Origin of the sequence: Lentzea waywayandensis (assembly GCF_900115955.1) — a bacterium.
GTDB lineage: Bacteria > Actinomycetota > Actinomycetes > Mycobacteriales > Pseudonocardiaceae > Lentzea > Lentzea waywayandensis.
Genome location: NZ_FOYL01000020.1, coordinates 114,799 through 126,581, shown reverse-complemented (window position 1 = coordinate 126,581; position 11,783 = coordinate 114,799). Strand labels below are relative to the sequence as shown.

Annotated in this window: 14 protein-coding genes; 5 read left to right on the top strand and 9 right to left on the bottom strand. The window is 69.5% G+C overall.

Going from position 1 to position 11,783, the window contains the following annotated elements:
* Nucleotides 1-669 (bottom strand): YbfB/YjiJ family MFS transporter (locus tag BM417_RS43830; RefSeq protein WP_245822783.1); only part of this gene is annotated, 669 nt, incomplete at its 3' end.
* Nucleotides 666-956: a muconolactone Delta-isomerase family protein gene (locus BM417_RS43825; protein ID WP_093606026.1), complete on the bottom strand. Its 291-nt coding sequence runs from the start codon at nucleotides 954-956 to the stop codon at nucleotides 666-668. The genes BM417_RS43830 and BM417_RS43825, both read right to left, overlap by 4 nt.
* A gap of 75 nt (nucleotides 957-1,031) precedes the next feature.
* Between BM417_RS43825 and BM417_RS43820 the strand changes: the two genes are divergently transcribed.
* From BM417_RS43820 to BM417_RS43810, 3 genes are all read left to right on the top strand, one after another.
* A complete protein-coding gene (locus BM417_RS43820) occupies nucleotides 1,032-1,958 on the top strand; it encodes a LysR family transcriptional regulator (protein WP_407656220.1) in 927 nt (308 codons plus the stop codon).
* A gap of 110 nt (nucleotides 1,959-2,068) precedes the next feature.
* Nucleotides 2,069-2,770 (top strand): SDR family NAD(P)-dependent oxidoreductase, encoded by a 702-nt coding sequence (locus BM417_RS43815; protein ID WP_093606025.1) that lies wholly within the window; start codon nucleotides 2,069-2,071, stop codon nucleotides 2,768-2,770.
* Nucleotide 2,771: 1 nt separating this feature from the next.
* Complete coding sequence (locus BM417_RS43810; protein WP_093606024.1) at nucleotides 2,772-3,107, top strand: YybH family protein; 336 nt, start codon at nucleotides 2,772-2,774, stop codon at nucleotides 3,105-3,107.
* On the opposite strand, the gene BM417_RS43805 is transcribed toward BM417_RS43810, so the two are convergent.
* Genes BM417_RS43805 through BM417_RS43790 form a run of 4 tightly spaced genes read right to left on the bottom strand, consistent with a single transcriptional unit; the run spans nucleotide 3,104 to nucleotide 7,039 of the window.
* Nucleotides 3,104-5,419, bottom strand: coding sequence for a glycoside hydrolase family 65 protein (locus BM417_RS43805; protein WP_093606023.1), 2,316 nt, complete (start codon nucleotides 5,417-5,419; stop codon nucleotides 3,104-3,106). The genes BM417_RS43810 and BM417_RS43805 overlap by 4 nt on opposite strands.
* Nucleotides 5,416-6,093, bottom strand: a complete 678-nt coding sequence (locus tag BM417_RS43800) for an HAD family hydrolase (protein ID WP_093606022.1) — start codon at nucleotides 6,091-6,093, stop codon at nucleotides 5,416-5,418. The genes BM417_RS43805 and BM417_RS43800 overlap by 4 nt, the downstream gene beginning before the upstream one ends.
* Before the next feature lie 7 nt (nucleotides 6,094-6,100).
* Entirely contained in the window at nucleotides 6,101-6,313 is a 213-nt protein-coding gene (locus BM417_RS43795) for a hypothetical protein (protein WP_093606021.1), read from the bottom strand.
* A 24-nt stretch (nucleotides 6,314-6,337) separates the two neighbouring features.
* Nucleotides 6,338-7,039, bottom strand: a complete 702-nt coding sequence (locus BM417_RS43790) for a VIT1/CCC1 transporter family protein (protein WP_093606020.1) — start codon at nucleotides 7,037-7,039, stop codon at nucleotides 6,338-6,340.
* A gap of 179 nt (nucleotides 7,040-7,218) precedes the next feature.
* On the opposite strand from BM417_RS43790, the gene BM417_RS43785 reads away from it, so the two are divergent.
* Together BM417_RS43785 and BM417_RS43780 are read left to right on the top strand one after the other, a co-directional pair.
* A complete protein-coding gene (locus BM417_RS43785) occupies nucleotides 7,219-7,863 on the top strand; it encodes a hypothetical protein (RefSeq protein ID WP_177320951.1) in 645 nt (214 codons plus the stop codon).
* 392 nt (nucleotides 7,864-8,255) lie between these two features.
* On the top strand, nucleotides 8,256-8,558 hold the full coding sequence (locus tag BM417_RS43780) for a hypothetical protein (RefSeq protein WP_093606019.1): 303 nt from the start codon (nucleotides 8,256-8,258) through the stop codon (nucleotides 8,556-8,558).
* A gap of 112 nt (nucleotides 8,559-8,670) precedes the next feature.
* Here BM417_RS43780 and BM417_RS43775 read toward each other — a convergent pair whose 3' ends face one another.
* The 3 genes from BM417_RS43775 to BM417_RS43765 form a co-directional block, all read right to left on the bottom strand.
* Nucleotides 8,671-9,237 (bottom strand): LysM peptidoglycan-binding domain-containing protein, encoded by a 567-nt coding sequence (locus tag BM417_RS43775; RefSeq protein ID WP_093606018.1) that lies wholly within the window; start codon nucleotides 9,235-9,237, stop codon nucleotides 8,671-8,673.
* A gap of 165 nt (nucleotides 9,238-9,402) precedes the next feature.
* Nucleotides 9,403-10,389 carry a C40 family peptidase gene (locus tag BM417_RS43770; protein ID WP_093606017.1) on the bottom strand — a complete coding sequence of 329 codons (987 nt, stop codon included), beginning with the start codon at nucleotides 10,387-10,389 and terminating at the stop codon, nucleotides 9,403-9,405.
* Nucleotides 10,390-10,611: 222 nt separating this feature from the next.
* Nucleotides 10,612-11,589 carry a C40 family peptidase gene (locus tag BM417_RS43765; protein ID WP_245822781.1) on the bottom strand — a complete coding sequence of 326 codons (978 nt, stop codon included), beginning with the start codon at nucleotides 11,587-11,589 and terminating at the stop codon, nucleotides 10,612-10,614.
* Between the last annotated feature and the right edge of the window lie 194 nt (nucleotides 11,590-11,783).

The window sequence follows — 11,783 nt, the reverse complement described above, 5'->3', positions numbered from 1 at the left end:
GGTGGGCGGGGGTGTGCCGGACCGCCGCCGGGTCGTCTCCCTGGTGGGCGGGGGTGTGCCGGACCGCCGCCGGGTCGTCTCCCTGGTGGGCGAGGGTGTGCCGGACCGCCGCCTGGCCACCTCCCCGGTCTGCGATGGTGTGCTGAACTGCCGCCCCACCACCTCCCCGGTCTGCGAGGCCGGTCCCTCCGGCCGCAGCCCCCACGCCCAGATCGCCAGCAGGGCGGCCAGCCCCGCCGCCGCCCACCAGGCGACCTGCCACTGGCTCAGCACCAGCACCACCAGCCCGGACAGCGCGATCCCCGCCCCGACACCGCTCATGCCCCACCCCGGCCGGGCGTTCACCGCCGCCACGAACACCAGCGCGCTCGCCACCCCGGCCAGCAGCCGCAGCACGAACCACGCGGCCATGCCGTGCGTCAGCGGCATCCCGGCGAGGGTGGCCACGAGCAGCACGAGCGCGACACGGTTCGTGGTCCGTGACGGCGCGCGGACGATCGTGGCGAGCGCCCCGACGAAGTAGCCCAGGTAGTTGGCGGTGGCCAGCGACGCGGCCGACGCCGCTGACAGACCCGCCTGTGCGGTCATCAGCGGCAGGATCGGCGTGTAGACGAACCGTCCGATGCCCATGGCCGCCGCCAGTGCCGCGGCGGCCTGACGGGCGCTCACAGCCGGCCGGGGTCGTTCGGGTGTGGTTGCACGGCCGTGACGGTGAACGCCATCCACGGGCTCAGCGGCAGCGTGCCGAGCACATGAGCGTGGAGGTCGGCCTCGTCCTCGGCCCGCCACAGGCCGATGCTGCGCATCTCGCCGATCGGCCGCCACAGCCGGACGAGGTTGCCGCTCGTGGTGAGTTCCTTGGCCCGCACCGCTTCGGCCGCGCGGCGCGAGTCCACTTCGGACTGGGGTGTGCCGTCCGGGGTGGTGGTGGTGATCTCGACGATGAACTCTCTCATGACCTCATCGTGCGACCGGGGCGCGCGAGACGCCACGACCGGCTTTCTCCTGCGTGAGAGCCTGAGCCTCCTAGGATGCGGGGTGTGGAACTGCGTCAACTCCGGTACTTCCTCGCGGTCGCCGAAGAGCTGCACTTCGGCCGGGCGGCGGCACGGCTGCTGATCGCCGGGCCGTCGTTGTCGCAGCAGATCAAGGCGCTCGAACGGGACCTCGGCGTGCCGCTGTTCGCCCGCGACCGCCGCACCGTCGCGCTGACGTCCGCCGGTGCCGCGCTGGTCCCGGAGGTGCGGGCGCTGCTCGAACGGGCCGATGAGCTGCAACGGCACGCGCGGCAGCTGTCCGGGTCGCGGCCGGTGCGGATCGGGTACGTGAACTGGCTGCCGCCGGACCTCACCGCCCGCACGGCCGGGGTCGCGCAGCTCTACGTGGACGCGTGGGTCGTGCCGTCGCACCAGCAGGCGGCGCGGGTGGCGGACGGCAGCCTCGACCTGGCCGTGTGCTGGATCCGCAGGTCCGAGGCGGCCCAACTGGGCCTCCAAGCACAACTGCTCGGCGCGGACAGGCTCTACGCGGTGGCCGTGGGCACGGACACGAGTCCCGTGCAGGCCAAGGACATCGCGGTGCTGGTGGACGACGACGTGACGTCGTGGCAGTCCTGGAACGACTACGCCGAGGAGTTCGCGCGCGACACCGGCTGTGCCGTCCGGCGCATCCACAACGGCGCCATCACCGGGCCGGCGTTCTTCGACCACGTGCGGGTGTGCACGACGCCGGTGCTCAACTCGCCGAAGGGGCAGACCACGCCGTTGCCGCCGGATCTCGTGCAACGGCCCGTCGTCGATCCCGAGGTCGTGTGGACCTGGTCGCTGGTGCGCCGCGAGGACGAGGAGCGCGCGGACGTGATCGCCGCCGCCGACGCCATCGTGCGGAACGTGGGTGACCTCGGCCTGGACCGCGTCTGGCTGCCCTCGGACGACCCCTATCGTGCGTTGAGAGGCTGAGCCTCTCACGAAGGAGGAAACGGGTCGCAATTCGGCGAAATGAAGCCGGTGTGCGAGCCGTTGTGGCTGTCAGATCCGCTACTTCTCCTCCTTCGAAAGCGAGCAGGACAATGACCAGCAAGGTGGCAATCGTCACGGGAGCGTCGCAGGGAATTGGCGCGGCACTCGTTCCCGCCTATCGCAAGCTCGGCTATTCGGTTGTCGCGGTCTCGCGTTCCATCGACGCTTCCGACGACCCCGAGGTGCTCGCGATTCGCGCCGACCTCAGCCAGACCGGGGAGGGTGCGCGGGTCGTTCAGGAGACGCTCGCGCGGTTCGGCCGCGTCGACTCGCTCGTGAACAACGCCGGCATCTTCGTCGCCAAGCCGTTCACCGAGTACACCGACGAGGACTTCGCGGCCGTCACCGGCACCAACCTCGTCGGGTTCTTCGACATCACGCGTGCCGCTGTGGCGGCGATCGGCGACAACGGCGGCCACGTCGTGAACGTGTCCACGGCCCTGGTCGACCACGCGCTGTCCGCGGTCCCGTCCGCGCTCGCGTCGCTGACCAAGGGCGGTCTGAACGCCGTCACGAAGTCGCTCGCCATCGAGTACGCCGCGCGGAACATCCGCTTCAACACGGTCGCGCTCGGCATCATCAGCACGCCGATGCACGCCCCGGAGACCCACGAGGCGCTCGCCGGGTTGCACCCCGTCGGCAGGATCGGTGAGATCTCCGAGGTGGTCGAGGCGATCACCTTCCTGGAACAGGCCGGCTTCGTCACGGGCGAGATCCTGCACGTCGACGGCGGCCAGAGCGCGGGGCACTGACATGGTTCTCGAAGACGTCATGGACCGGTGGAAGGACGCCGTGGACGCGCACGATCCCGAGCGCGTGGCCGCGAACTTCACCGAGGACGCCATTTTCCAGGGGCTGCACCCCTACGGAGTCGGCCGGCGGGCAGTCGCGGCCTACTACGATTCGCAGCCCATCGGTCTCCAGGCCGACTACAAGATTCTGGAAACGCGAAGGCTGGCCGATGATCTGGTTCTCGGCTATTTGAGCGTCGATTTCTCGTTCGTCGACCGGCCGACCATCACCGTCAACCTGAGCGTGCTGGTGAGAGGAGACCTGATCGCGCATTACCAGGTCTCCAAGCTCGCCTAGTGCCTGCGAGGCTCCCGGCCGAACGGCGACGGAGGTCGCTCGAGGTCGGGAGCCTTCGGGATCGGCATGGTCACCGGGGCGTCCGCGGTGATCGTGATCAGCTCGCCGTGGTGCTTCGTGGTCAGCGATGTGCCGTCCACGATCCGGTACGTGGCCTCGCCCGCGCACACGTCCACGGAGATCCTCGTGCCCTGGAAGGACATCCGGAACGAGAAGCGGGTCAGCTCGTCCGGCATCCGCGGCGCGAACGTCAGCTCGCCGCCGTGGTCGCGCATGCCGCCGAACCCGGCCACCAGCGCCGTCCACGCACCCGCTAGCGACGCCATGTGCAGGCCGTTGGTGACGTTGCTGTGCAGGTCGTGCAGATCGGTGAACGCGGCCTCGACGAGGTAGTCGAACGCCAGCCCGAGGTGCCCGACCTCGGCCGCCAGCACCGCCTGCGTGCCCGCCGACAACGACGAGTCGCGCACCGTGCGGGCCTCGTAGTAGGCGAAGTTGCGGGCCTTCTCGTCGTCGGTGAACGCGTCACCGCGCACATGCATCGCGAGCACCAGGTCCGCCTGCTTCACCACCTGACGGCGGTACAGGTCGAAGTACGGGAAGTGCAGCAGCAGCGGGTACTTCTCCTCCGGGGTGTTCTCGAAGTCCCACTCGGCGTGCTTGGTGAAGTTGTCCGCCTGCGGATGCACCTCGAGCATCTCGTCGTACGGGATCGCCATCGCGTCCGCGGCCCTGCGCCAGGCCGCGATCTCCTCTTCCGTCGCGTCACAGGGGTTCCGCTCGGCGGCGTCGGCGGCCGCGCGCAGGTTCTGCTGGGCGATCAGGTTCGTGTAGACGTTGTTGTCGACGATCGCCGAGTACTCGTCCGGGCCCGTCACGCCGTCGATGCGGAACCCGTCGTGCCGGTCGTGGTGGCCCAACGAGGACCACAACCGTGCGGTCTCCACGAGGATCTCAGTGGCCTCGTCGCGATCGAAGTCCTTGTCACCAGTGGCGTTCAGGTACTGCTGGGTGGCGTAGGCGACGTCACCGGAGACGTGGAACGCGGCCGTGCCCGCAGGCCAGTACGCGGAACACTCGGCGCCGTTGATCGAACGCCACGGGAACGCGGCACCCTTGAGCCCCAGCACCTTCGCGCGGTCGCGGGCTTTGTCCAAAGTGGCGTGACGCCACCGCAGCGCGTCGCGGGCGGCGTCGGGCAGCGTGTAGGTGAGCACCGGGAGCACGAACATCTCGGTGTCCCAGAACGCGTGGCCGTCGTAGCCCGGTCCGGTGAGACCTTTTCCAGGAATGGCACGGGACTCACCGCGCGCCCCGGCCTGGAGGATGTGGAACAACGCGAACCTGATCGCCTGCTGCAACTGGTCGTCGCCGTCGATCTCGATGTCGGCGACCTCCCAGAAGTCGTCCAGGAACTCCTTCTGCTCCCCGACGAGCCCGTCCCAGCCGGTCTGGCACGCACCGGCCAAAGCCGCCTCGACCTGCGCTCGCAACGCCGGTGTCGACCGCTGCCCCGACCAGCCGTAGGCCAGGTACTTGGTCAGCTTCAGGCACCCGCCCGCCGGCACGTCGACGGCCGCGGTGAACCTGGCCAGGTCGTCCTCGGCGCGGATCTCGGTGCGGACGTCGACGCCGTCGACCTCGACCTCGTGGTCCATCGCGGCGGCCATGCGCAGACCGGACACCTTGGTGTGGTGGCACAGCACGGCCCGCGTCTTCTCCGCCATCTTGAAGTCGTTGACCAGCGGGGAGTCCAGCGCGGCGGCGACGCGGGGATCGTTGCTGCGGCTCACGGTCGGCTCGTTGGCCAGCAGGTCGGACTGGACGACGAGCTGAAGGTCGTCCATCGGCTCGATCTCGTAGCGGATGGCGACGACCGCGCGCTGCGTGAACGACACGAGCCGTTCGCTGCGCACGGTCACACGCCTGCCCGTCGGTGACTCCCAGACCGTGCGGCGGCGCAAAGTGCCGGAGCGGAAGTCGAGCGTGCGTTCGTGCTCGACGGCGTTGCCGTAGCGCATGTCCAGCGGCTCGTCCTCGACCAGCAGCCGGATGATCTTGCCGTCGGTGACGTTGACGACGGTCTGGCCCGCCTCCGGGTAGCCGTAGCCGCCCTCTCCGTACGGGAGCTGGTGCTCTTCGTAGAAGCCGTTGAGGTACGTGCCGGGCAGACCGCGCGGCTCGCCCTCGTCGAGCGTGCCGCGCAGGCCGATGTGGCCGTTGGCCAGCGCGAACGTCGACTCGGTCTGGTGCAGGTCGTCCACGGACAGGCCCTGCCAGCGCAGCTGCCACGGTTCGACGGCGTAGCTCATGAGAGCAGCTCGTCGAGCTCGTCGACGACCACGTCGGCGCCGTGGGACTTCAGCGCGTCACGCTGGTGGCCGCGGTCGACGCCCACGACGAACCCGAAGCCGCCGTCGTGCCCCGCCTGCACGCCCGCGAGCGCGTCCTCGAAGACCGCGGCGTTCTCCGGTGTCGTCTTCAGTCTTCTGGCGCCCTCGACGAACGAGTCCGGCGCCGGTTTGCCCCGCAGGTTCGACGCGGTGATCACGTTGCCGTCCACCAGCGCGTCGACGTAGTCGAGCAGGTTGCCGGAACGCAGCACGCGCATGGCGTTGGCCGAGGACGTGACGACACCGATGGGCAGGCCGGTCTCGCGCGCGGCCTTGAGATAGTTGACCGACGCGGGGTACGGCGTGATGCCCTGCTCGTCGATGATCGCGTTGACCAGGTCGTTCTTCTGGTCGCCGATGCGGCGGATCTCGTCCTCCGACGGCGTGAGGCCGCGCGAGGTCAGGAAGCTGCGGACGCCGTCGTAGCGCGGCTTTCCGTCCACGTAGGCGAGGTAGTCCTGCTCGCTGAACGACTGGCCCATGGCTTCGAACGTCTGCCGCCACGCCTGCCGGTGCAGCACGGCGGTGCTCGTGAGCACGCCGTCGAGGTCGAACAGCAGCGCTGTGATCTTCTCCGGGAGGCCGAGGCTCATGCTTCGATCATGCACCCGTCTCGCCGACATCGCCGCGCTCTTCTTTGAGGCGTTCGTCAAGCGGGCGCGGGTGCGCCTGTTCGTATTCGGTCGTCCCGTACCTGTCGGACTCGGCCCAGCCTTCCTCCGGATCTGTCTCCAGCGGGTCGTGACCGAGGTTGTCCTCGTCGAGGCCCTCGTCGTCGCTCTCCTGGATGTACGTGCCGCGTTCTTCGCTCATGTCCACGCAATACCCAGTTCGGCGTCATCCAATGCTCTGGCCCACCAGCGAACCGATCGCATAGGTGACGCTCATGGCGATCAGGCCGCCCACGACGTTGCGGACGACGGCTCGCCGCTTGTCGGCGCCGCTGAGCCTGGCGCTGACGAAGCCGGTGAGGGCCAGGGCGAGGATCGCGGCGACGATCGTGACCGGCACGCGCAGGGTGGTGCTCGTGAACGCGATCGCGGCGAGGGGCAGCAGGGCACCGATGGTGAACGCGATGAAGCTCGCGATGGCGGCGCCCCACGGGTTCGTCAGCTCGTCCGGGTCGATGTGCAGCTCGGCCTCGGCGTGGGCGCCCAGGGCGTCGTGCTTGGTGAGCTGCTTGGCGACCTCCTCGGCGGTGTCCGAGTCGAGGCCCTTGCTCTCGTAGATCTCCTTGAGCTCTTCGAGCTCCTGCTCCGGCATGTCCCGCAGTTCCGCGCGTTCCTGGGCGAGGAGGGCGCGTTCGGCGTCGCGCTGGCTGCTGACGGACACGTACTCGCCGCTGGCCATCGACATCGCGCCCGCGAAGAGGCCGGCGAGGCCCGCGACGAGGATCTGGGCGCGGTCCGTGGTGGCTCCGGCGACGCCCACCACGAGGCTGGCGGTCGAGACGATGCCGTCGTTCGCGCCGAGGACGCCCGCGCGCAGCCAGTTCATCCGGTCGCCGGTGACCTCGTCGTGGGGCTCGTGGTGGGTCATTTCCGCAGGTTAGCGCTGGGATCGCGCGGTGCCCGGCGACCACGCCGTCACCCCGGTCGGGCTCTGCTGAACGGGTGAGTTCTCCCAGGTCAGAGGCTGGAGGTTCATTTTTTGTCAGACCCCCGTGGCATCCTGTCGAACAGGTGTTCGTAAGGCGTGCTAGAGGAGGTCAGATTCCGATGCAGATCGAACCCCGTCGCTGGCCAGGCCGCGTGGTGCCGTCCACCGATGCCGACGTGGACGTCGCCGTCGAGTCCCTGTGCGTGCGCGCCTCGTGGCCGGACGCCGACCGCCGCTGGGTCCGGCGCCTGCTCGAACCGTGGTTCACGGCGGGCTGGAGCGTCGACGCCCTTCTCGTGGCCATCGACAAGAAGCCGGACGGCACCCGCCAGGGCCGCCCTCGTTCGCGGGCCCAGGTGGCCCACGAGTTCCTGCGCGCCCGCCTGCGCACCTGGACGGCGGACGGCGCGGGCCTCGCCAAGCCGCCGCTGTCCGGCGTCTCGCTCGGCGAGTGGTACCGCGTGAACCGCCGCAACACCGCCCTGCACGCCCCACGGCGCGCCACCGGCCTCACCTCGGACGGCGAGCGCGCACGGGCGGAGTCGCGCGCCCTGGCCCACCGCCGCGACCCGGTGGAGCGCAGCCGCGAGAAGGGGCGACGGCGCCAGGAGGTGCTCGACAGCCTGCTCACGCCAGGGCAGGAGGTGCCGTCGTTCGCCGACTCGTGGAAGCTCGTCGCCGAGCTCGTGCCGGTGCCGCGGGTGTGCTCGGCCTGCGGGCACGTGCGGAACGAGGTGCCGAGGCAGGCGCACCGCGTCGCGTGACGGGGTGCAACTGCCGGGGAGAAGTCTCGCGCCAGGCCTCGGTGGTGCCGGCGGCTTGGGTCGGGCGTCGGGAGCGGCACGGGTGACGGCGGCGGGGGCAGGCCGGGTGCCTTGGGCGGTGGCACTGCCAGTGCTCGCCGTGAGTGTCGGCGGCTCGGGCCGGGCGTCGGGAGCGGCAGCGGGGTCGGCCTGGTGCCCTGGGGGCGGCGCTGTCGGTGTTCGCCGCGAGCGCTCGGTTGGCGCGTCCCACCGACCGGCGGTGACGCCGTGCTCGCGGCGGGCCACGTCCCGTAGAACCGGCCTTTTACCTGGGACTTCCGTGAGCGGTGATTGAGAACGGCTCAGGTCGGGAACACGGAACGAGTTTCTTGTTTCCGATGTTAGGGGCCGACATGCTCGAAGTGACGCCGATGGCTGCCGAGGTCATCAACGAGCTGACCTCACAGTCCGATGGCACCACCGACGACACCGGCCTGCGCTTCGCCCTGGCCACCGAACAGAACAGCCAGGCCGCGCTCGAACTGTCGCTGAGCCAGCCCGTCGACGGGGACGAGGTGGTGGCGGCGCCCGCGGGAGCCAAGGTCATCATGGAGCCGGCCGCCGCCCAGTACCTGGAGGACAAGGTCCTCGACGTGCGCCAGGACGACGAGGGCAACCCGGCCTTCGCCATCGCGCGCCAGGACCAGCCAGGCTGATCCGGCAGAATTCTTGGTCAGGTGGAATCAGCGTGGATCCCGCCTGACATGCGAAACGGGCCGGATCCCTCGAGTGACGAGGGGTCCGGCCCGCTTCGTGACAGCCCCGGGCTCAGGGAATGGTCAGCACCTGACCGGGGTGGATGAGGTCCGGGTTCGAGATCCCGTTGGCGGACGCGATCTCGCCGTAGCGGTTGCCGTCACCGTAGAAGCGCTCGGCGATCGCCCACAGCGAGTCGCCGCCCTCGACGGTGTAGGTCTGCACGGCCGGAGCGGCGGGGGCGGCCGGGGCCTCCTCGACCGGGGCCGGAGCCGGAGCGGCCGCCTGCGGGGTGGGCTGCGGCGTGTTGGTGTTGGTGTTGGTGGCCCACTTCGCGCTGCCGTCGCCGGCGAACACGACCAGGTTCCTGTCGTCCTGGAGGACCAGGCGCGAGCCCTCGTTGCCCTGGGTGCCGGTGGACCACACGGCGTTCTCGTCGCTCGTGTAGAGCACGAAGTTGCCGTCGTCCTGGAGCGTGGCCCGGACGGCGCCCTTGCCGTCGGTGCCGCTGGCCCACACCGTGCCGGAGTCCTCCGAGAGCACCAGGTTCCCGTCGGACTGCAGGGTCAGCATGTACCCGTTGACGCTCGTCAACTGCTGGCCGCGGGTGATTTCCTGCCCGGCTTGCAAGGTGTCCACTACAACGCTCCACTTCGGACGACGACGGCCGCCCGAAACGGCGGCGCCCGAAGCGGAACCTAGTCAAGGCGCACCCGGTCCGCAGGGTCACGAAAGCCAGTGCACCCGAGGGAGTGAAAAACGCCCCCTGCCCGAAGGCAGGGGGCGTTCGACAAGAACTGGAGGTCAGCCCTCGACTCGGCGGATGACCGAGATCGGGCCGATCGAGTCGATGTCGGCGATCTTCACCGGCACACCCTCGGTCGACGCGTGCACGGCGCGAATGCCGTCCACCGCCATCGCCACGTGGGACTGGCTCGAGTAGTAGACGATGATGTCGCCGGCCTTGACCTCGCCACGGCCGACCGAGCGACCGGCGGCCGCCTGCGCGTAGCTGGTGCGGCCGATCGACACGCCCGCCGAGGCGTACGCCTTCTGGATCAGCGACGAGCAGTCCCACGAGTTCGGGCCGTTGGAGCCGTAGACGTAGGGCTTGCCGCGCTGGTCGAGTGCGAACTGCAGAGCCCGGCCCGCGGCACCGGCCGGGACCGAGATGTTCGACATGTCGCCGTTCTGCAGCATCTGGTTCTTGACGGTGGAGCTCAGGCCGTCGTAGACCTTCTTGGCGTCCGCGAGCTGCTTGTCGAGGTCAGCCTTCTTCTGGTCCATTTCGGCCAGCAGCTTCTTCGACGTCTCGGTCGCCTCGGTCGCCGTCTTCGTCGCGTTGTCGGCGGCGTTGACGGCGTCGGTCAGCTTCTGCAGCGCCTCGGCGTTGTCGGCCGCGAGGATGTTGATGGCCGACATGCGGTTGAGGAAGTCCTGCTGCGAGTCGCTCACCAGCAGCGCGGAGATCTGGCTGAAGTTCGCGCCGGAGTTGGTGGCCTCCGTGAGGAGGTCGACCTGACCGCGGAGAGTCTCCTCGGCCTTCTGGGCGTTGGCCAGGTCGCCCTTGGCCTTGTCCAGCTCACCCTGCTTGGCCTTGAGGTCGTCCTGGACCTTCAGGTGGTCCTGGTTGAGCTTGGACGCCTGCTCCTGCAGCTCGTTGTACTTCTTGAGCGCGTCCGCGGCGTTGGGCTGTGCGGTGGCCGGCGCCGTGGGGAGTGCCGCCGCGACGACTGCTGCCGTCGCTACGAGAGCTCCACGCACGATGCGGCGTGAGGGTTGCGACACCACGTCGCGGTTCCTCCTTTTTCCTGGCAGCCGCCCCGCGAGAACTACTCCGCGTAAGGCGACAACCTTGGCGTGTGCCCCGAGTGGGTTAACTGCTGGGCCGAAGGTCTCGGACAGGTTACGGAATGACCTTGCCCTCGTCTAGCACCGGATCCTCAGCAGTTCACCTGGAGGCACGCTCTCACAGTCGTCCACGTGGGTTTATCGCGGGGTGGGAGAGAAGCGTCACCCGACAACCCGGCGAATCACCGAAATGGGTCCGATCGAGTCGATGTTCGCGATCTTCACCGGCACGCCCTCGGTGGACGCGTGCACCGCGCGGGTGCCGTCCACGGCCATGGCCACATGCGACTGACCTGCGTAGTAGATGATGAGGTCGCCGGGCGCGACCTCGCCGCGACCCACGCCGCGGCCGACCTTCGCCTGGTCGTAGGTGACGCGCGGAATGGACACTCCCGCGGCGCGGTAGGCGGCCTGCATCAGCGACGAGCAGTCCCACGAGTTCGGTCCGTTCGAGCCGAACACGTACGGCTTGCCCTGCTCGCCCAGCGCGAAGTTCAGGGCGACCCCGGCCGCGCCCGCCGGCACGTTCACGGAGCCCACGGGCACCTTGGGACCGGGATTGGCCAGCGTCTGCCGCTGCGGCGCGGTCAGCGACTGGAGCTTGTTCCGCGCGACCGTCACCTGCTGGTCCATGGCGACCTTGCGGGTGGACACCTCGCCGGCGAGCTTGTCCGCCGCGGCGGCGGCGGTGGCGGCGTCGGTACGCGCCTTCGTGGCCGCGGCCAGCGTGGCGTTCATCCGCGACACCGCCTCGTTCTGGTCGGCGGCGATGATGTTCATCGCCTGCATGCGTTCCAGGAAGTCCTGCTGGGACGTCGAGGTCAGGAACGCCGACAGGTCGTTGAGCCGGGCGCCCTCGAACGTCGACTCGGTCAGCGTGTCGACCTGGCCGCGGAACTGCTCCGACTCGGCCAGCGCCTTCTTCTCCGCCTCGGTGGCGGCGACCACGATCCCGTTCGCCCTCGACAGGTCGCTCTGCGCCTTGAGGTGGTCCTGGCTGAGCGTCTCGGCCTCTCGCGTCAGGTCGTTGTAGACCTTCAGCGCGTCGTCGGCGGGTTGCGCGTGCGCCGAAGGCATCGACACCACCGTCGCGGCGATCACGGCGGCCAAAGCGGTAGTCCTTGCAGCACGGCCGGGCACGCGGCCTCCTCAGGAGTCGGAATCGGCTACTGAGGAGGCGTACGGCCGAACGGGCGCAGGGGTTCAGTCGAGGTCGACGAGCGGTCCGTCGACGACGAGCACGGGACCCTCGAACTCGACGTCCACGAACTCGCCGGCGAGCGCGGGAGACGCGGTCACGAGGGCTACCCCCGCGGTGGCGGCCAGAACGGTTG